Here is a 21,657-nt window from a genome sequence, read left to right as displayed (position 1 = left end):
ATATACTAAACATGCCATAAAATGATGCCAATATGGCATTAAGTTGCTAATAATCTTTTGTTAACAAAAAAGCAGGTTTTATGACTTCAGTAGTGCCAAAATAGTGATTTTTTTATGTAAATTAGCGGCTCAAACAAATTAATTAAAATTTAATTTATGGCAGACGGCGAACAATTGATTCCTATCAATATTGAAGACGAGATGAAAACAGCTTACATTGATTACTCAATGTCTGTAATTGTTTCAAGAGCCTTACCCGATGTTAGGGATGGTCTTAAACCAGTACACAGAAGGGTTTTATTTGGAATGAATGAATTAGGCGTTCTATCGAATCGCCCACATAAAAAATCAGCTAGAATTGTAGGTGAAGTGCTTGGTAAGTATCATCCGCATGGAGATACTTCGGTTTACGATGCAATGGTAAGGATGGCACAGGATTGGAGTATGCGCTATCAATTAGTTGATGGGCAAGGTAACTTTGGTTCGGTAGATGGAGACAGCCCAGCAGCAATGCGATATACTGAAGCGAGAATGCGTAAGATTAGTGAAGAATTACTATCGGACATAGACAAAGAAACCGTAGATTTTTCATTAAACTTCGATGATACGCTTGAAGAACCTACTGTTTTACCTACCCGAGTTCCTAACTTATTGGTAAATGGTGCTAGTGGAATTGCTGTTGGTATGGCCACGAATATGGCTCCACATAATTTAACTGAAGTAATTGAAGGCGTTTCTGCATACATCGATAATAAAGAAATTGATGTGGAAGGTTTAATGGAGTTTATTAAAGCTCCCGATTTTCCTACCGGAGGAACTATTTATGGTTACGACGGAGTAAGAGAAGCCTACAAAACAGGACGTGGAAGAGTAGTTATGCGTGCTAAAGCTTCTTTTGAAGAAGTAAATGGTAAAGAGTGTATTATCGTAACTGAAATTCCTTACCAAGTGAATAAGGCTGATATGATTAAGAAAACAGCCGATTTAGTAAACGATAAAAAAATTGAAGGCATCTCTTTAATACGCGACGAATCTGATCGAAACGGAATGCGTATTGTTTATTTTATGAAAAAAGATGCGGTTCCTAATGTAGTTCTTAATACCTTATATAAGCATACTGCATTGCAATCTTCTTTTAGTGTAAATAATATTGCACTGGTAAAAGGAAGACCACAAATGTTGAATTTGCGCGATTTAGTTCATCATTTTGTAGAACATAGACACGATGTAGTAACTCGTAGAACACAATTTTTACTCCGTAAAGCAGAAGAACGAGCTCATATTTTAGAAGGTTTAATTATCGCATCAGACCATATTGATGAAGTAATTAAAATTATTCGCGGCTCATCTAACGCAGACGAAGCAAGAGCTAAATTGATTGAGCGTTTCGAATTATCTGAAATTCAAGCTAAGGCAATCGTTGAAATGCGTTTAAGACAATTAACCGGTCTTGAACAAGATAAGCTTAGATCTGAATATGAAGATTTGATGAAAACGATTGAAGATTTAAAAGATATTTTAGGCAGCGAAGAACGAAGAATGCAAATTATTAAAGATGAATTGCTTGAAATTAAAGAAAAATATGGTGATGAACGCCGCTCTGTTATAGAATATGCTGGTGGTGACTTGAGCATGGAGGATATGATTCCTAATGAACAAGTTGTCATTACTATTTCTCATGCAGGATACGTTAAGCGAACTTCATTGTCTGAATATAAAACACAAAGTAGAGGCGGAGTAGGACAGAAAGCAACAACTACAAGAGACGAAGATTTTTCTGAGTATTTGTTTGTGGGAACCAACCACCAATACATGCTGTTTTTCACACAAAATGGTAAATGTTTCTGGATGCGTGTTTTTGAAATTCCCGAAGGAACTAAAGCTTCTAAAGGAAGAGCTATTCAAAATCTAATTAATATCGACCCAGATGATAAGCTAAAAGCTTTTATTTGTACGCAAGATTTAAAAGATGAAGATTACGTAAATTCAAATTACGTGTTGATGGCTACTAAAAAAGGTCAGGTTAAAAAAACATCTTTAGAACAGTATTCAAGACCAAGAACCAACGGAATTAATGCCATTACTATTAAAGAAGGAGACGAATTACTTTCGGCTACACTAACCAATGGAGAGTCTGAAGTTATGCTTGCTTTAAAATCAGGTAAAGCTATCCGATTTGAAGAAAGCAAAACTCGTCCTATGGGAAGGAATGCTTCTGGTGTTCGCGGAATTACCTTAGGTTCTAATCAAGATGAAGTTGTTGGTATGATAACCGTTAACAACCCAAAAGAAGAAACCGTATTGGTTGTTTCAGAAAATGGCTATGGTAAACGTACATTTATAGATGACCCAGAATCGGGTGACCCGATTTATCGTACTACCAATCGTGGTGGAAAAGGGGTGAAAACCATTTCAATTACAGAAAAAACTGGCGATTTAGTATCGATTAAAAATGTTACCGATGCAGACGATTTAATGATTATTAAAAAGTCTGGAGTGGCTATTAGAATGTCTATGCAAGAACTGCGAACCATGGGTAGAGCCACGCAAGGAGTTCGATTAATCAATTTAAAAGATGGCGATTCCATTGCTGCAGTTGCTAAAATAGCTATCGAAGACGAAGAAATTGACGAAGAAGCTGATAATTTAGAAAATAATCAACAAACGAATAATACTGATGCAGCACCGCAAGATGATGCACCAACAAACGAATAATAACAAAAATTATACATCAAAATGAATACTAAATTAATAACCTTAGGATTGGCTTTATGTTTAAGTTTTGTCGCTAATGCTCAAAAAGGAGAAGTACGAAGCGCAATGAAAGCTTTAGACCAAAACAATTTTGCTGATGCTAAAACTGAACTTGAAAAAGCAAAAGAATTAAATATTGAAGCCGAAAGTGAAAAATGGGTAAACCGTTACTACAATGCTTATGGTAAATTTTACTTCGGACCAAATGAAGGAAAAGATGCATCTTTAGAAGATTTAAAAAAAGCAGCTGAATTTTATAATAAAACCTTAGCTAATGATGCAAACGATGAAGATGCGTTAAACGGTATTACCCAAATTAAAAATGCACTCGTTAATGGAGCAGTAGATAATCAAAATGAAGAGAAGTTTGAGTTGGCATCCAAAAAACTTTATACATCTTACCAATTAGGAAAAAAAGATACGGTTCATTTATACTATGCAGCTGGTAATGCAATAAACGCTCAAAAATACGATACGGCTATTGATTATTTTAAAACGTTAATGGAATTAGGTTTTGATGGGAGTTCGGTAACTTACTTTGCAACCAATATAGAAACTGGCCAAAAAGAAAGTTTCGGTCAAGATAAAGACTACCGAGATATCGCATTAAAAACGGGCGATTATAAAGATCCTGTAGATGAAAAATCTCCATCACTAAAAGCTGAGATAGCAAAAACAGTTTCGAGATTGTATTTACAGTTAGAAGAGCCAGAAAAAGCAATGCAAGCGGTTCAAGTAGCCAAAGAAATGGATCCAGAAGATATTACCATGCTACAAGTAGAAGCTGATTTGTATTACCAAATGGATAATTTGGAAATGTACAGAGAAATTATGAATAAAGTTAAAGATATGGCTCCAGACGATGCTAATGTATATTTAAATTTGGGTATTTCTTCAGAACAATTAGATGATATGGAAGCGGCTAAGCAATTCTACGAAAAAGCCATTGAGCTTAACCCTGAATTGTTGAATGCATACTTAAATTTAGCCAGTGTAATTTTAGCTAAAGAGCAAGGCATTATCGACCAAATGAATGAATTGGGCATGAGTGCTGCTGACAATAAAAAGTATGAAAAATTAAACCAACAGAAACAAGAAATTTATGTAGAAGCCTTACCTATTTTATTAGAAGCTTATAAAATTAATCCAGATAGTAAAGGAGTAGTTCAAACTTTAATGAACATTTACTACCAAACAGGTGAAGATGAAAAGGCAAAAGATATGAAAGAAAAGTTAGATGCAATGAACTAAGTTTTGCAGCTTAATACATATAACAGAACCGTTTCAAATTATTGAGACGGTTTTTTTATGCTTCAAACAATTGCAATTGACTCTTTAAACGTTCAATACACAGATTGTTAATACGTTTATTATAAGCTTTGTAGTCCGATGAATATACTTCATACTCTTCTATTGTAAAAAGACCAATAAAAACCCCTTGTAATTGTCTTCTTAACTTAGCATCTTTTTTTACAGCATCTTCTATATAAGTTTGTTTGTTTTCTAAATTTAAACCGTAAAATTTATTTTTACGGTACTTGATGTAAACCTTAAAAACTTCAGCTAACAAATCGTTTTGAAATTTAGCAATTGGTCGTAGCGTATTATTTTGAAAAGCTTCGTGCGCTAAAGTGTCCGGTTTTACTTTTGCTTTCTTCAATTCAGGTCTGATTGATCGCAAATATTCATCTCTATTTTTCATAACTGCAAATTAAACATCAACATTTTTGTAAACCTATATATTTAGTTAAAAATTAAATAATGTAAATGTTTAGAGCTCTAAATAAATAGGCTCTATTAATCCGTACTAATCTCAAGATATAACAAACATATTTTAAGATTCTAGCATAGCAAGTCTAGTCGAAATATAAACTACATAAGCATAAACTGTTTAAGCCAAAATGTCTTGAATAATCGGCTTGAAACCACTCAAAAAGAATTCAATAGCAATTACCATAATAATTAAGCCCATTAAGCGCATCAATACATTATTACCAGTTGTACCTAATAGCTTGATAATTTTAGTTGCACTAAGCAAAATTACTAGCGTAATAGCAAATACAATTAAAATGGCAACCAATAAAACCAACTTAAACTCGATCTCTTTAGCATCTTCCATTAAAACAATAGCATTGGTAATGGCACCAGGACCAGTAATCATAGGAATAGCAAGTGGTGTAATTGAAATATCGGAAACGTAGGCTTTAATTTCTTCGGGTTTTACTTTTACTGTACCTAATCGGGCTTGCAGCATATCCATACCCATTAAAAAGAAGATAATTCCACCAACAACACGGAAACTATTTACAGAAATCCCGAAAAAATTAAACAATATTTGTCCTGAAAAGGCAAAGACCACTAAAGTAATAAAAGATGCTAAAATAGCCTTTTTAGCTGTTAAGTTTCGGTCTTCTTTTTCCATTTCTCGCGTCATAGTCATAAAAATAGGCATAACTCCTAGCGGATTAATAATGGTAAAAAAAGTAGTGAAACACAAAATTCCAAAAGTGATGTAATCTGTCATTTTTCAAAAAATTAAGCTTGCAAAAATAGGATTAAGTTTAAAGCATAACAATAGCCAATTCATCTAATTTTAAAATATTTAAAAGAGATCAATTTCTTATTTATTCAAGTAACTTCAAAAAAATGTATCAAGATCTTGACAATAACCCATATATAAATAGAAAAACCACCAACTATTAACTACCAACTACCACTAGCTAAAAACCTTCCAACTTACTTAAATAATTGTTAGTAAACTTGGCATATTCAATTTAAGGTTTAATTTTGTAGGATAATGAAGAAATTTTGGCACATACATCATTTTCACACATCGCTCAAAACGGCGTTGAATAAATGATTGGTGCTACATCATAAATAAAATTCAAAACCCGTTTGAGCTTATCAAACGGGTTTTTTTATAAACTTATAATTACATATAAATGAAATTAAAAATAGCAATTCAAAAATCGGGTAGATTAAACGAACAATCGCTTAAATTATTGAAAGATTGCGGAATTTACATCGATAATGGTCGTGATCAACTAAAAGTTTCAGCTACTAATTTTCCTATGGAAGTACTTTTTCTTAGAAATGGAGACATTCCACAATACCTAAGAGATGGCGTTGCAGATTTAGCGATTATAGGCGAGAATTTATTATACGAAAAAGGAGAAGATTTATCTATTGTCGAACGATTAGGCTTTTCCAAATGTCGAGTTTCTATTGCAATACCTAAAAATGAATTCTACCATTCAGTTGATGATTTACAAGGTAAAAAAATTGCTACTTCGTATCCCAATACGGTTCAAAAGTTTCTTAAAAAACACCAAGTTGAAGCTGAACTACATAAAATTAGTGGTTCGGTAGAAATTGCTCCAAATATTGGATTAGCCGATGCCATTTGCGACATTGTTTCTAGTGGAAGCACGCTTTTTAAAAACAATTTAAAGGAAACTGAAATTATTTTAAAAAGTGAAGCGGTATTAGCTACATCACCTAATTTATCAAATGAGAAAGCAGAGCTATTGGCTAAGCTGCAATTCCGAATTCAAACGGTTTTAAAAGCTAAAGAGTCTAAATATGTGTTGCTGAATGCACCCAACAACAAAATCGACCAAATTATTTCTATTTTACCCGGTATGAAAAGCCCCACTTTACTGCCGTTAGCTAAAGAAGGCTGGAGTTCTTTGCACACCGTAATTCAACAAGAAAAATTTTGGGAAATTATAGACGAGCTAAAACTAGCGGGAGCTGAAGGAATTTTGGTTTGTCCAATCGAAAAAATGGTAATCTAATGATGCAATTAATTACAAATCCATCACCACAAGAATGGGAAACTATTTTAAAAAGACCTACCCAAGAATTAAAAGATATTGAAGCAACAGTTGAACAAATTTTTGCTGAAGTAATTCAACAAGGCGATGAAGCGGTAAGTAAATATACACGCTTGTTCGATGGCGTTGAAGTAGATCATTTGCTGGTTTCGAATGAAGAAGTTCAAGAAGCTGAACAACTTATAACTTCCGATTTAAAAGAAGCCATTCAACTAGCTAAACATAATATAGAAACTTTTCATGCAGCCCAAAAAACCAGTCGGGTAGTAGTAGAGACACAACCTGGCGTAAAATGCTGGCAAGAAAAAAGACCGATCCAAAAAGTTGGCTTGTATATTCCTGGTGGTAGCGCTCCGCTTTTTTCAACAGTCTTAATGCTGGCTTTACCAGCCAAAATAGCTGGTTGTAAAGAAATCGTGTTGTGCACACCACCCGATAAAGAAGGAAAAATTCATCCAGCTATTTTATACACAGCTCAGTTATGCGGAATTACAAAAATATGCAAGGCAGGAGGAATTCAGGCTATTGGAGCAATGACATTTGGAACGGCAAGCATTCCTAAGGTTTTTAAAATTTTTGGACCGGGTAATCAATATGTAACCGTGGCCAAACAACTGGCTACCCAATACAATGTGAGTATCGATATGCCGGCTGGACCATCAGAATTATTAGTTATGGCAGACGAATCGGCTAAACCTGCATTTGTCGCTTCGGATTTATTAAGTCAAGCCGAACATGGAGCCGATTCGCAAGTAATTTTAGTAAGCACTTCAGCTAATTTAGTAGGTGAAGTTCAGACGGAAATTATTAGACAATTAAATGAATTACCTCGAAAAGAAATCGCAACAAAGGCTATTAAAAATTCTAAAATTATTCTCTTAGAAAATAAGGAAGACGCATTGAATTTAATCAATGAATACGCTCCCGAACATTTTATAGTCTGTACAAATGATAATGATTTTTTTATTGAAAATATTGAAAACGCAGGTTCCGTTTTTATAGGAAATTACACCCCAGAAAGTGCAGGTGATTACGCTTCAGGAACCAATCATACTTTACCTACTAACGGCTACGCCAAACAATACAGCGGAGTAAATTTAGATGCGTTTACCAAAAGCATTACTTTTCAAGAGATTTCGCCAGAAGGTGTTCATTATATAGGAAAGGCCGTAGAATTGATGGCTGAAGCCGAAGGATTGGATGCGCACAAAAATGCCATGAGCTTACGAATCGAATCATTAAAATAGCTTGGTTATGAAATTAAGTGAATTAGCCCGTAAAAATGTGCTTCAAATGAAGCCATATTCATCTGCCAGAGATGAATTTACCGAAAGCCATCAGGATTTTATTTTTCAAGATGCGAACGAAAACCCGTTTAATTCGGGTTACAATCGCTATCCCGACCCCCATGCTTCAAAAGTAAAAATAGCTTTAGCAAAATTGAAAGGTGTTCCTGCAGAAAATATGATTTTAGGCAACGGAAGCGATGAAGTTTTAGACCTGCTTTTTCGTGCATTTTGTGAACCTAAACAAGACGAAGTTATTAGCATTCCGCCAACTTACGGAATGTATAAAGTATTGGCAGAAGTAAACGAGATTAAGTTAAATGAAGTTCCTTTAACTAAAGATTTTCAGATAGAAACCGAAGCGATTTTAGCAGCGATTACCTCACGTACAAAATTGATTTTTCTGTGTTCTCCTAACAATCCGAGTGGAAATGTAATGAATACCAAAGCCATTAAATTCATTTTAAAAAATTTCAAGGGATTGGTAGTTTTAGATGAAGCTTATATTGATTTTGCTACACAAGCTTCATTCGTAAGTGAGTTGAATCATTTTCCAAATTTAGTAGTTTTACAAACCTTTTCAAAAGCATTTGCGCATGCAGGAATCCGTTTAGGAATGGGTTTTGCGCAAACTGAAATCATTCAATTGCTCAATAAAATTAAACCACCTTACAATGTGAATCAGTTAACGCAAGCCAAAGCGATGGAAGTAATAGCTTCAGCTGAAACTTATAAGAATCAAGTAGAAATGTTAATTTCTGAACGGGAATTACTGCGTAATGCACTAAAAAAGATTTCTTTTGTTGAAAAACTATTTCCATCGGAAGCTAATTTTTTATTGATGAAAGTAGATAATGCTATTTTACGCTACCATCAATTAATTGAAAAAGGAATTGTGGTCCGCAACCGAACTAACGAGTTACATTGTGAAAATTGTTTGCGAATTAGTATCGGGACACCCAAAGAAAATATAAAGTTAGTTCAGGCTTTACTGAACTTAAATGCTCAAAAATAAATTACATGAATCAACTTCCAAAAAAAGTTTTGTTTATCGATCGGGATGGTACTTTAATTCAAGAGCCAGCCGATTTTCAAATCGATGCTTTTGTAAAGCTCGATTTTTATCCACAAGCCTTGTTTTATTTGGGTAAAATTGCAAGGGAATTAAACTACGAATTAGTGATGATTACCAACCAAGATGGCTTAGGAACGGAATCACATCCAGAAGAGAATTTTTGGCCTGTACACGATTTTATTTTACGTAGTTTTAAAAATGAAGGTGTTCAATTTGCTGAGGTACTCATCGATAAAACCTTTCCCGAAGAAAACGCAGAGACACGTAAACCCAATACGGGATTGTTAACCAAGTATTTTTCAGAAGCATACGATTTAGCCAATTCGTTGGTTATTGGCGATCGAATTACCGATGTAAAATTAGCCAAAAACTTAGGAGCCAAAGCAATTTTTTTAAACGTAAATCCTGATTTAGGAAGCGAAGAAGTATCAATAGCAGAAGATTTAAACCCTTTTGTTGCTTTAGAAACCCAATCTTGGGAAGCGATTTACCGTTTTTTAAAGTTTGGGAATCGCGTTTCAAAAATAAAACGGATTACTTCAGAAACTTCAATAGTCATCGAATTGAACCTTGATGGAAGTGGAAAAAGTGAAATTTCAACGGGAATTGCATTTTTTGATCATATGTTAACGCAAATCGCGAAACATGGTCAAGTCGATTTAAACATTCAGGTTAAAGGCGATTTAGAAGTAGATGAACACCACACCATAGAAGATACGGCCATAGTATTAGGAGAAGTTTTTAACGAAGCTTTAGGCGATAAACTCGGAATAGAACGCTACGGATTTTGTTTACCCATGGATGATTGTGAAGCCAAAGTAAGCATCGATTTCGGTGGAAGAAATTGGTTGGTATGGCAAGCCGATTTTAAACGAGAAATGATTGGCAAAATGCCGACTGAAATGTTTTTGCATTTCTTTAAATCCTTTTCAGATGCCGCAAAAGCAAATCTAAATATACAAGCCATCGGCGCTAACGAACACCACAAAATAGAAGCTATTTTTAAAGCCTTTGCCAAGACCATTAAAATGGCAACTAAACGAAACACAGAAAAAATGATTTTACCCAGCACAAAAGGAATACTGTAGTTTTTAAAATGAAGATATTAGAATTAAGTATTAAGAAATAATGTAATTGTTCTTTTTCGTCAGTTTAGTCTTTTAATCCTATCATTTTTTGAACTTTTGATTTTTTTTTTGAATTTTACAATAGGTTTGAGCATCGAGCGGAGTCGAGATGGAAACACTTCTCGCCTTCAGTTAATCCTGAGCTTTGGTCGAAGATATCGAACTTAAAATAACGTGTCTATGATTTTTTTACACGATATTGAAAAAAAATTGTATTAAGATATTGTCAGATGGATTGGTTTTAAAGCTTTTCCAAATAAAAAAACTTTAAAATTGTATCGAAATCAAATCCTAAATCAAAAATCCTAAATCAAAAATCATCAATCCTAAATCCTAAATCCCAAAATGAATTTAATCATCATCAATTACGGCGTAGGCAACATCAAAAGCATTCAATTTGCATTTCAACGTTTAGGGGTTGAAGCCAAGCTTTCGTCTAATTGGGAAGAAATTCAGCAAGCTGATCGAGTAATTTTTCCTGGAGTAGGCGAAGCCAATTATGCAATGCAGCAATTACAAAAAACAGGATTAGACAAGCTAATTCCCAGTTTACAACAACCGGTTTTAGGCATTTGTTTAGGCATGCAACTCATGTGTACGTATTCAGAAGAAGGCAATACCGATTGTTTGGGTATTTTTGATGCAGAAGTAAAGAAATTCAGCAATGCATTAAAAGTGCCACAAATAGCTTGGAATCAAATATTCGATTTAAAATCAGCTATATGCAAAGACATCAAGGAAAAAGATTATATGTATTTGGTACATTCATATTACGTTCCCATAAATAAGCATACTATTGCTACAACCAACTATGGAATAGACTACACTTCAGCTTTACAAAAACATAATTTCTACGGAGTACAATTTCATCCCGAAAAAAGTGGAAAAGTAGGAGAGCAGTTGCTAAAAAATTTCTTAGCACTTTAAAATTAAATTTTGACCTGCCATTCCTTAAAATTCTGATTCAGAGAGATTTTAAGCATAATCTGATTAAATATACCCGTTTATTTTTATATCAAGCGCAGCATATTTCTACAGTTATTTTTAGGTCATCATATATATAGCACACACTTAAAGTAAAATTCATAGTTTAGACTATAAATGATTGATTGTAGAAGTATTACTACGTAAAAACACCTACAAAAGCATCTAAACAGAATTCTTTTCATCCAGTCCTTATTTTAAGCTTTTTTTATTTTCCTTTTAAAAAACGAAACTCTATATTTGCTCACCTAATTATTTGTTAAATGAGCAGAAACGTATTAGTTTTGGCATTATTGAGTTTAATACTCGCTTCATCTTGTATCACTAGAAAACAAATTACCTATTTACAACAAGGTGATGAAGATTTAACAGATTCATTAATTTCTCTACAAAAATTTCAAGAACCTTATCGTGTTCAAATTAATGACTTATTGAGCATTCGAGTAAAAGCTTTAGACCAAGAAATGGTAAACATATTCAATCCAGTTACCGATGCTAATGCGACAGCAACCACAGAAGAAGCAGCTTATTTCGACGGGTATAAAATAGACCGTCATGGAGAAATACGTATTCCTAATCTTGGAAAAATAAAAGTGATTGGCTTAACTTTAGAAGAAATAGAACATTTGGTAGAAAAAGAATTGCTAGATAAGTCTTTTAAAAAAGAAGCTAACATATATGTAACTGTACGTTTGCCAGGTATACGTTATACTACTTTAGGTGAGTTTGGTAGCCAAGGAGGGCAAGTTTTTTATCGCCCCGAAGTTACCTTAACGGAGGCCATAGCTAATGCAGGGGGTATAAATTTAACAGGAGACATGCGCAATATTGTTATTTTAAGAAAATATCCTGATGGCACACGAATACATCATGTAGATATGACCAATATTGATGCGATCAACTCCCCGTATTATTACGTACAACCCAACGATATATTGATAGCCGATCCCTTACCTTCAAAAACACTTGGCTTAGGAGAGAATGCCTTTTCAACCATTACTTCTTTAGTAGGTATTCTTGCTACAATTTCAATACTACTTATTCGTTTTAATCCTTAAGGCATTATGGCAGAAGAAGAATTTGAAATTGGTGATGTTACAGGGTCTTTTGATATTAAGGGCTTTCTTTTTAAGTTGTTAAGTTATTGGTGGCTTTTTTTAGGAAGTATAAGTATAGGCTTGTTTATTGCTTACTACATCAGTGTACGAAAACTCCCTATCTACGAGATGAAGAGCATGATTGAAATTAAAGATAATTCCAATCCTTTGTTTACATCAAATACCAGCTTAACCTTCAACTGGGGTGGTACATCTAACAAAGTTACTTCAACCATTATTGTTTTACAATCTCGTACGCACAACGAACGGGTAGTAAAAAATCTGGAATATTATATAGATTACCTTAAAATGGGAGAGTATCAATTAGTAGATTCCTATGGTAATACACCTTTTAAAATCGAACAAGAAACTTCTGCTTATCAATTACAAAATCAGTTGTTTAAAGTTAAAATACTTAACGAAAAAGAATTTACACTAAGCTTTGAACCCGAATTGCCGTTTAATGGTACTTTTTATAATTATTACAAAGAAGACGATTTAACAAAACCTGTTGATTCACTTAATTTTAGTAAAAAGTATAAATTTAACGAACCAATCCATACTCATTTCTTTAAAGGTAAACTTAAAAAAGTAGATTTAAAATACTGGCCATCCGATGGTAGTGAATATTTTTTTAAGTTTTCATCTCTAAATGGAAAAGTGAGTAATTACCAAAATATTTCGGCAGAAAGTGAAAAGAGTTCATCGGTAATTAACCTTGGTTTAAGGGGTAACAATAAAAACCGGATAGTAGATTATTTAAATGGTACCGTAAACGAACTGAGTAAGTTAATGCTAGAAGAGAAAAATCTATTTGCAACGCGTACTATTCAATTTATCGATTCTATGTTAATTGATCGGGGAGAAGAACTACAAATGGTTCAAAATGAACTAGACGAGTTCAAAACAGAACGCAATATTTTCGATTTAGATGCAGAAAGTACACTATTGAGAAGTCGTTTAACTTCATTAGACAACGAAGAACGCGAAATTATTAGAAGTATTGACTATTATAAAAACTTAAAAGAATATCTTCAAAACAAAACAGATTATTCAGAAATTCCAGCACCAACAGTTTCTGGAATAGAAGAAAATAGTATTAGTTTGTTAGTGCAACAAATTATACAATTGTCCAATCGTAGAAATCAGTTAAGCTATACTGCACAAGAAGGAAACTTAAGTCTTGTAGAAGTAGACCGCGATATTGAAGCTATTAAAAATGTTTTATTAGAAAACATCAATTCTTCCTTAAAATTGTTAAACAACGATTTAAAACGTATTGGCAAAGAAGTAATGAAGTTTGAAGAACAAGTAAGAGAGCTTCCGCAAGATCAACAAGAATTACTGAAAATTGAACGCAGATACGATTTAAGTAGAGCGACCTACGATTTATTTCTAACTAAGAAAAATGAAGCTAAACTGATTAAGGCAGCTAGTGTAAGCGATATTAAAATTATAGATATTGCTAAAGATACAGGTGGTGGTAAAATAGGCCCTAACAATCAGCTAAATTATGTAATGGCTATTTTGTTTGGAAGTTTAATTCCATTGCTCTTTATATTTGTTATTGTTTTGCTAGATAACAAAATAAATAATCCACAAGATATTGAAAAGAAATCTAACATTCCAATTATAGGCGTAATTGGTAAATCGCCAGTTGCTAATAATTTGGCAGTGCTTAAAAAACCAAGAGGAGCAGTAGCCGAAAGCTTTAGGGCTATAAGAACTAGTTTACAGTTTACGTTTAAACAAGGGAATGATATATCAGCTTCAAAGGTTATTATGTGTACTTCTTCTATATCTGGAGAAGGTAAAACCTTTACATCCATTAACATCGCTTCTGTCATGTCGCTTAGCGGTAAGAAAACAGTATTGATAGGTTTAGATTTACGAAAGCCAAAAATATTTGACGACTTTGGCATTAACAACAAAATAGGAGTAGTAAATTATTTAATAGGTCAAACTAGTCTGGAAGATGTAAAACAAAATTCAGGTTTTACCAATTTAGATATTATTACTTCAGGACCAATTCCCCCTAATCCATCAGAACTTATTATAAGTGACCGAATGGATGAAATGATCGAAGAATTGAAAAAAGAATACGATTACATTATTATTGATACACCACCAATTGGTTTGGTGTCCGATGCCTTAAACATTATTAAACATGTAGATACAACTTTGTATTTAGTTAGACAAAACTATACCAAAAAAGGTATGCTCGAAATTATCAATGAAAAATACAAAATGGGTGAGATCAATAACATCAGTTTTGTGATGAACTTTTTCGAGCAAAAAGCAAAATATGGCTATGGTTACGGCTATGGCTATGGTTATGGCTACGGCTACGGATATGGTAAATATGGAGATGGATACATAGCTAGAGATAAGAAAAAAAGCACTTGGTCTAAATTGAAACGAAAATTTAAAAGTTGAAATTTATGATATATGATTTGCGATTTATAATTTAAAAATTTAAGAAGGATAACTAACTTATAGGCTGAGTGATTTTATGAAAATGAAATCGTAGTGAAGCCACTAACAACTATATTATGAACAATAAAAAACACACCATCGCAATTATCGGGCTAGGATATGTGGGGCTTCCGTTGGCAGTCGCTTTCGCAAAAAAATACAAAGTCATTGGCTTTGATATTAACCAAGCACGTGTAAAAGAACTTCAATCAGGTCACGACCATACGCTTGAAGTAGAAGATGAAGATTTACAAAAAGCTTTACATAATACAGAATTTGGACTTACAATTTCAGCAGATACCGAAGATTTAGTAGAAGCTAATTTTTATGTAGTCACCGTACCAACCCCAACAGATAAAAACCGCCAACCAGTTTTAACTCCTTTAATTAAGGCTAGTGAAACCATTGGGAAACACTTACAAAAAGATGATATCGTGGTATATGAGTCAACCGTATATCCAGGGGTTACTGAAGAAGTTTGTGTGCCAGTTTTAGAAGATGTATCTGGATTAAAAATGAATGCTGACTTTTATGTAGGTTATTCGCCAGAACGTATCAATCCAGGCGATAAAAAACATACCGTTACGAAAATTTTAAAGGTAACTTCGGGTTCAACACCAGAAATAGCTAAAGTTGTAGACGATGTGTATGCATCTGTAATTACAGCCGGAACACATTTAGCTCCCAGCATTAAAGTTGCTGAAGCGGCTAAGGTAATTGAGAATTCACAAAGAGATATTAATATTGCTTTTGTAAACGAACTGTCTAAGATTTTTAGATTGTTGAATATCGATACCGACGATGTACTAGAAGCAGCAGCAACCAAATGGAATTTTACCAAATATACACCGGGTTTAGTAGGCGGGCATTGTATAGGTGTAGATCCTTATTATTTAGCTCAAAAAGCATTAGAAGTAGGCTACAACCCAGAGATTATATTATCAGGAAGACGTATGAACGATGGCATGGGTCGCTATGTGGCCGGCGAAGTGATTAAACTAATGCTTAACAAAGAAGCAAAAGTAAAAAACGGAAATGCGTTGGTATTAGGAATTACGTTTAAAGAAAATTGTCCAGATACTAGAAACACGAAAGCAATTGATGTTATTGAAGAGCTAAAGTCTTACAATATGAACGTAGATGTTTGCGATCCCTGGGCAAATCCGCAGGAAGTAAAAACACTATTCGATGTAGATTTACTAACCCAATGCAATAGCTTTTCAAAAACATACGATGCCGTTGTTTTAGCGGTTTCGCATAATGAATTCTTAGCATTAGATTTTGACCAATTAACAGCCGAAAATCATGTGATTTTCGATGTAAAATCATGCTTACCAAAAGATAAAGTAGACGGAAGATTATAATGATTTTATGAAAAACTTTGTTTTCCTAAAAATTTGGAAAGTAAATTTAAAAAAGAATCTTTTATACTTACCTTATAGCTACTACTTTTGATGTCAGTTATCTAAGCTTTTGGTAAACCATAATAAGTCTTTCATAAGATCCTAAAATTTTAGCATTTAAGAATTTTTTATAAGTTCAAGATAACTGTATATTTGAGCTAGATTTAATAAAACCAGCATCGCTATTCCAATTGTAAAATGGGACTAGCTATGGCGAAGCCATGGGGAAATCCCCCTAGTCCACGAAGGGAGAAATAAAATTATGATTTGAGTTCTAATAAAGATTTATATCATAACAATAGTATGTTTAAGGGCGCTAGACCAGAAACCTTTAAAAGAGCACAGACATTAAGAAGTAAAATGACTTCATCTGAAACGAAGCTGTGGGAGTTGCTTAAAAATAAAGAAAGTGTGGGTTACAGATTTCGAAGACAGCATCCACTAGGGTATTATATATTAGATTTTTTATAATCATCAACTTAAACTTTGTATAGAAGTTGATGGAGAGTATCATAATTCTAAAGAACAAAGAGAACACGACTCTAAAAGAGATGAGTTCTTAAGGTTTAACGGAATTACAACAATACGTTTCACCAACCATGAAATTGAAAACCAAATCGAAGTCGTCATGAATAAATTGAAAACCGTGATTACAAAATTAACGACTAAATAAAGTAAGTTGCGTTCTCTTTAGGGCTAGGGCAAACGCAACTGAAAAGCCAAAACCAACATAGTTTTATTCCTTTTGTTTCTCTAACCCTAAAGGGAGCAAAAAGAATTTAAAAACAGATAAACTAAATATTCAAGTAAGTTGCGTTCTCTTTAGGGCTAGGGCAAACGCAACTGAAAACCCAAAACCAACATAGTTTTATTCCTTTTGTTTCCCCAACCCTAAAGGGAGCAAAAAGAATTTAAAAACAGATAAACTAAATATTCAAGTAAGTTGCGTTCCCTTTAGGTCTAGGGCAAACGCAACTGAAAACCCAAAACCAACATAGTTTTATTCCTTTTGTTTCCCCAACCCTAAAGAGAGCAAAAAGAATTTAAAAACAGATAAACTAAATATTCAAGTAAGTTGCGTTCTCTTTAGGTCTAGGGCAAACGCAACTGAGCAAGAAATATAATAATTCATGACACAAAACAAAAACATAAAAAACAACAAGTTCCTGATAACAGGGGGCGCAGGGTTCATCGGCTCCAACATCGTTGAATTCTTATTAAAAAATAGTTGTCCTAAAGTAGTTGTACTAGATAACCTTTCAAATGGTTACTATCATAACATCAAAGAATTTGAAACCCATCCTAACTTTGAATTTATAGAAGGCGATATATGTGATTTGGAAATCTGTAAAAAAGCCATGACTGGTATCGACATTGTATTGCATCAAGCAGCTTTAGGATCTGTTCCACGTTCTATTAATGATCCGATTACCACTAATAAAGTCAATATCGATGGATTTCTAAATATGCTGGTAGCCCAAAAAGAATCCAACACCGTTAAACGATTAGTGTATGCCGCTTCATCTTCCACTTATGGCGATTCAAAAGCACTTCCCAAAGTAGAAGAGAACATCGGAAAGCCACTTTCGCCTTATGCAGTGACCAAATATGTAAATGAGTTATACGCAGATGTATTTGCAAAAACCTATGGAATTGAAATTATAGGTTTGCGTTACTTTAATGTATTCGGACCCAAACAAAGTCCAAATGGAGCTTATGCTGCGGTAATTCCACTATTCATGCAAGCACTAAAAGACGGAAAAGCACCTACAATCAATGGTGATGGCGAGCAAACCAGAGATTTTACTTTTGTAGAAAATGCCATTCAAGCCAACATCAAAGCAGCTTTTGCTCCTAAAGAAGCTACCAACCAAGTGTATAATGTAGCCTTTGGCGAACGCATCAGTTTAAATCAATTATGGAAAGATTTACAAGCTATTTCAGGGATTCAATTACAAGCCAATTACGGTCCGCCACGACAAGGAGACGTCAGAGATTCATTAGCCGATATTTCAAAAGGAAGAAACCTATTAGATTATAAACCTAAGTTTTCGGTAAAAGATGGATTAAAAATTACATGGGAGAAGTTCAGCCCCTCAATCCCCAAAGGGGAATAAACAAATTTCAACTGTCATTCCGTAAAATTTCAAAGAAGTTTATGCGGAATCTTATGAATCAAAGTCAAGACTTATCGCAAACTTAATTTTAATTATAAAAAATAATTCACTAAGCTAAACACTGATTAAACCTGTCACACTGAACCTGCCTTTGCCGTCAGACAGGCTTGTTTCAGTGTCTAATTAATCAGAATAAAAAATAATTTACTAAGCTAAACACCCACCTTTCCCGATAATTATCGGGACTCCCTTACTTCGGTTTAACTCAGCACAAGCAAGGGAGGAAATAATTCAAATCTTTAAAGTTATCAGCTTAGAAATAAGATTTAAGAATTGAGATATTAGATTTTAGAATCAAGATTTAAGAATTTAAAATGACTAGCTAACGACCAACTAAAATTACCAACTAACAACTACAGGCTAACAGCTACCAGCTAACAGCTAACAACTAAATCCTAGCATAATGAATCGAGAAAAATTAATACAACAAGCTACTCAAAATTTACAGTATTTGCCTGAGAATAAACTTAAAGATGTCAGTGATTATGTTGAATACTTACTGAGCAAGCTAGATAATCAGATAGTACAGAAAAATATTGAGCAATTAGCTACAGATGCTAAGACATTCGACTTTTTAGCCGATGACGATGACTTGTATGATGAATCAGATTTAAAAGAACGTTTTAAGTGAAAAAAGGAGATATTGTACTCATACCATTTCCGTTTACTGATTTATCTGGAATTAAAAAACGACCAGCAGTAATTTTAGTGGAAGCTAAAGATGACATAACGGTAAGTTTCATGACAACTCAATTAAAGTGGAAAACTAATCATGACATGATTATTAAACCTACAGAATTGAATGGTCTAAAAATGAATTCACTCATCCGAGTTGGGAAAATAGTTACCTTAAATAAAAATTTAGCCATTGGGAAACTAGGAGAATTAAAACATGCGGAAATAGCAGATTTAAATAATTCCTTAATCAGTTTGCTGAAACTGAATTAAAAATCACCTGGTAGAAGTTCAAATAGAACTGTCATTCCGTAAAATTTCCCAAGAAATTTATACGGAATCTCATGAATCAAAGCCAGGACTTAAAGCAAACTTGATTTGAATTGTAAGAAAAATAACTCACTAAACTAAACACCAACCTTTCCCGATAATTATCGGGACTCCCTTACTTTGGTTTAACTCAGCACAAGCAAGGGAGGAAACAATTCAAATCTTTAAATTTATCAGCTTAGAAATTAGATTTAAGAATTGAGATATTAGATTTTAGAATCAAGATTTATGAATTTAAAATTATTAGCTAATAACTAACGACCAAAGGCTTACAATCAACTGCTACAAACTAAAAACCAAAAACTACCAACTAACAGCTACCAACTAACAACATTGTACAAAAGATGAACAAAACAGAATCTAAGGAATGGCTTTATGAGATCAACTCAGAAAAAAGCTTATTCGATTTTAACTTTAAGGAAATATGGCGCTACAAAGACCTATTAGTGCTCTTTGTAAAACGAGATATTGTTACCGTATACAAGCAAACCGTTTTAGGGCCATTATGGTTTTTAATTCAGCCACTTTTTACTTCGGTCATCTTTACTTTAGTATTTAATAATGTAGCCAATATACAAACCGGCACAGTGCCTAGTTTTTTGTTTAACCTAGCGGGAATCACAGCTTGGACGTATTTTAAAGAATGTCTGACCGGAACATCTAATACTTTTACAAAAAACGCAAGTATTTTTGGAAAGGTGTATTTTCCAAGAGTAATTATGCCCATGTCCATTACTGTTTCTAACTTATTAAAGCTCGGCATACAGCTAAGTATTTTTATCGGGTTTTATATTTACTTCGTACTTTCAGGAAGTCCCGTGAATCCCAACGCCAACTTAGTTTTATTCCCAGCTTATGTATTTATCATGGGAACAACAGGCTTAGGTTTGGGAATGATTCTTTCCGCTATGACCACTAAATATAGAGACCTTACGGTACTAATTAGTTTTGGTGTGCAGCTGTTAATGTACATCTCTGCTGTTCCTTTCCCTATGGGGGAAATTTTAGAAAAGAAACCCGAATATTTCTGGGTATTTAAATACAATCCCTTAGCACAAATTATAGAAGGCTTCCGTTATATGACCTTAGACACAGGAATGTTCACCTGGTGGGGATTCTTTTACGCACTTGGTTTTTCCTTAGTGGTCTTCTTTTTGGGCTTAGGAATTTTTAATCGCACAGAAAAGAGTTTTGTAGATACGGTTTAATTTAAAGTAACATTAGTTTGATAGATTTATTAGAGCTTATAGGTAGAAATAAAAAATTATTTTTTAGTGATTTAAATAATGTAGATAAACATTTGTCAAGAATTATTTTAAATTCTAAATTTCTAGTTCTTGGAGGAGCAGGAACAATTGGAGCGGCAACAACCAAAGAAATTTTTAAACGTAACCCTAGGAAACTACATGTTGTAGATATCAGCGAAAACAATATGGTAGAGTTGGTTAGAGATATAAGAAGTTCGTTCGGTTATATTAATGGTGACTTTCAAACCTTTGCTTTAGATATTGGTTCTGTGGAATACGATGCATTTTGGGAAGCTGATGGTAATTATGACTTTGTGCTAAACCTTTCTGCTCTTAAGCATGTTCGCTCTGAAAAAGATCCCTATACGTTAATGCGGATGATTCAGGTTAATATTTTTAATACAGATAAAACACTCCAACAATCAATAAATAAAGGCGTAAAAAAATACTTTTGTGTATCGACAGATAAAGCAGCTAACCCTGTAAACATCATGGGTGCTTCTAAACGAATCATGGAAATGTTTTTGATGCGCAGAAGTAAAGAGATTGAAATTTCCACTGCTCGTTTTGCTAACGTTGCTTTTTCTGATGGGTCTCTTCTTCATGGATTTAATCAACGTATTCAAAAACAACAACCAATAGTTGCCCCTCACGACATAAAACGCTATTTTGTAATCCCCCAAGAATCTGGAGAATTGTGCTTGATGTCAAGTGTTTTTGGTGAAAATCGAGATATATATTTCCCTAAATTAAGTGAAGAATTGCATTTAATTACATTTTCTGAAATTGCTGAAAATTATCTAAAACAATTGGGATATAAACCATATATCTGTTCATCAGAAGAAGAAGCCAGAAAGTTTTTTGAAAATGAAAAAAAGATTGGACAATCAACTAACAAAGATAAAGTGTGGCCTTGTTTATTTACAAAAAGTGATACCACAGGGGAAAAGGATTTTGAAGAATTCTACACAAATGATGAAGTTTTAGACATGAATAAATTTGAAAATTTAGGCGTAATTAAAAACGAACTTCAACTTGATGAAAAGAAGTTAAATTATTTCGAAGATGAAATCAATAAAATGCTTCAAAACAGAAAGTGGAATAAAACAGAAATAGTAAGCTTATTCAATAAAATGATTTCTAATTTTGGACACAAAGAGACAGGTAAATATTTAGATGGTAAAATGTAAT

The 21,657-nt window shown here is 33.5% G+C and carries 19 protein-coding genes; 17 read left to right on the top strand and 2 right to left on the bottom strand.

Annotation, left to right across the window (positions count from 1 at the left end):
* Positions 1-156 precede the first annotated feature (156 nt).
* Together gyrA and IEV63_RS05350 are read left to right on the top strand one after the other, a co-directional pair.
* Complete coding sequence (gene gyrA / locus IEV63_RS05355; protein WP_188405757.1) at positions 157-2,715, top strand: DNA gyrase subunit A; 2,559 nt, start codon at positions 157-159, stop codon at positions 2,713-2,715.
* A gap of 21 nt (positions 2,716-2,736) precedes the next feature.
* Complete coding sequence (locus IEV63_RS05350) at positions 2,737-4,005, top strand: tetratricopeptide repeat protein (protein ID WP_188405756.1); 1,269 nt, start codon at positions 2,737-2,739, stop codon at positions 4,003-4,005.
* 55 nt (positions 4,006-4,060) lie between these two features.
* Here IEV63_RS05350 and IEV63_RS05345 read toward each other — a convergent pair whose 3' ends face one another.
* On the bottom strand, positions 4,061-4,456 hold the full coding sequence (locus tag IEV63_RS05345; RefSeq protein ID WP_188405755.1) for a glyoxalase: 396 nt from the start codon (positions 4,454-4,456) through the stop codon (positions 4,061-4,063).
* 189 nt (positions 4,457-4,645) lie between these two features.
* Positions 4,646-5,278 carry a MarC family protein gene (locus IEV63_RS05340; RefSeq protein WP_188405754.1) on the bottom strand — a complete coding sequence of 211 codons (633 nt, stop codon included), beginning with the start codon at positions 5,276-5,278 and terminating at the stop codon, positions 4,646-4,648.
* 418 nt (positions 5,279-5,696) lie between these two features.
* Here IEV63_RS05340 and hisG point away from each other — a divergent pair, with 418 nt between their 5' ends.
* The 15 genes from hisG (at position 5,697) to IEV63_RS05270 (ending at position 21,656) form a co-directional block, all read left to right on the top strand.
* Positions 5,697-6,551 (top strand): ATP phosphoribosyltransferase, encoded by an 855-nt coding sequence (hisG, locus tag IEV63_RS05335; RefSeq protein WP_188405753.1) that lies wholly within the window; start codon positions 5,697-5,699, stop codon positions 6,549-6,551.
* Between the two features lie 2 nt (positions 6,552-6,553).
* Complete coding sequence (hisD, locus tag IEV63_RS05330) at positions 6,554-7,837, top strand: histidinol dehydrogenase (protein WP_188405821.1); 1,284 nt, start codon at positions 6,554-6,556, stop codon at positions 7,835-7,837.
* A 7-nt stretch (positions 7,838-7,844) separates the two neighbouring features.
* Complete coding sequence (gene hisC, locus IEV63_RS05325) at positions 7,845-8,891, top strand: histidinol-phosphate transaminase (RefSeq protein WP_188405752.1); 1,047 nt, start codon at positions 7,845-7,847, stop codon at positions 8,889-8,891.
* A gap of 5 nt (positions 8,892-8,896) precedes the next feature.
* Positions 8,897-10,039, top strand: coding sequence for a bifunctional histidinol-phosphatase/imidazoleglycerol-phosphate dehydratase HisB (hisB, locus tag IEV63_RS05320; RefSeq protein WP_188405751.1), 1,143 nt, complete (start codon positions 8,897-8,899; stop codon positions 10,037-10,039).
* A 384-nt stretch (positions 10,040-10,423) separates the two neighbouring features.
* The gene (gene hisH / locus IEV63_RS05315) at positions 10,424-11,005 is read left to right on the top strand and encodes an imidazole glycerol phosphate synthase subunit HisH (protein WP_188405750.1); all 582 of its coding nucleotides are present in this window, start codon (positions 10,424-10,426) and stop codon (positions 11,003-11,005) included.
* Between the two features lie 320 nt (positions 11,006-11,325).
* Positions 11,326-12,120: a polysaccharide biosynthesis/export family protein gene (locus IEV63_RS05310; RefSeq protein WP_188405749.1), complete on the top strand. Its 795-nt coding sequence runs from the start codon at positions 11,326-11,328 to the stop codon at positions 12,118-12,120.
* A gap of 6 nt (positions 12,121-12,126) precedes the next feature.
* The gene (locus IEV63_RS05305) at positions 12,127-14,595 is read left to right on the top strand and encodes a polysaccharide biosynthesis tyrosine autokinase (protein ID WP_188405748.1); all 2,469 of its coding nucleotides are present in this window, start codon (positions 12,127-12,129) and stop codon (positions 14,593-14,595) included.
* A 116-nt stretch (positions 14,596-14,711) separates the two neighbouring features.
* Positions 14,712-15,998, top strand: a complete 1,287-nt coding sequence (locus tag IEV63_RS05300) for a nucleotide sugar dehydrogenase (RefSeq protein WP_188405747.1) — start codon at positions 14,712-14,714, stop codon at positions 15,996-15,998.
* A gap of 306 nt (positions 15,999-16,304) precedes the next feature.
* Positions 16,305-16,508, top strand: coding sequence for an endonuclease domain-containing protein (locus IEV63_RS12990; RefSeq protein WP_229737185.1), 204 nt, complete (start codon positions 16,305-16,307; stop codon positions 16,506-16,508).
* Complete coding sequence (locus IEV63_RS13115) at positions 16,498-16,710, top strand: endonuclease domain-containing protein (protein ID WP_373283719.1); 213 nt, start codon at positions 16,498-16,500, stop codon at positions 16,708-16,710. Before IEV63_RS12990 ends, IEV63_RS13115 begins: the two co-directional genes overlap by 11 nt.
* Positions 16,711-17,167: 457 nt before the next feature.
* Positions 17,168-18,154, top strand: coding sequence for an SDR family oxidoreductase (locus IEV63_RS05290; protein ID WP_188405746.1), 987 nt, complete (start codon positions 17,168-17,170; stop codon positions 18,152-18,154).
* Between the two features lie 463 nt (positions 18,155-18,617).
* Positions 18,618-18,845, top strand: a complete 228-nt coding sequence (locus tag IEV63_RS05285) for a hypothetical protein (protein WP_188405745.1) — start codon at positions 18,618-18,620, stop codon at positions 18,843-18,845.
* A complete protein-coding gene (locus IEV63_RS05280; protein WP_188405744.1) occupies positions 18,842-19,162 on the top strand; it encodes a type II toxin-antitoxin system PemK/MazF family toxin in 321 nt (106 codons plus the stop codon). The genes IEV63_RS05285 and IEV63_RS05280 overlap by 4 nt, the downstream gene beginning before the upstream one ends.
* Before the next feature lie 401 nt (positions 19,163-19,563).
* Positions 19,564-20,427 (top strand): ABC transporter permease, encoded by an 864-nt coding sequence (locus IEV63_RS05275; protein ID WP_188405743.1) that lies wholly within the window; start codon positions 19,564-19,566, stop codon positions 20,425-20,427.
* 17 nt (positions 20,428-20,444) lie between these two features.
* Positions 20,445-21,656, top strand: coding sequence for a UDP-N-acetylglucosamine 4,6-dehydratase (locus tag IEV63_RS05270; protein ID WP_188405742.1), 1,212 nt, complete (start codon positions 20,445-20,447; stop codon positions 21,654-21,656).
* Position 21,657 lies beyond the last annotated feature (1 nt).

The organism is Psychroflexus salis (genome assembly GCF_014640175.1).
GTDB classification, from domain to species: domain Bacteria; phylum Bacteroidota; class Bacteroidia; order Flavobacteriales; family Flavobacteriaceae; genus Psychroflexus; species Psychroflexus salis.
Note: the sequence above shows the minus strand (reverse complement) of the source record. Positions and strands in the feature narration are given on the sequence as shown.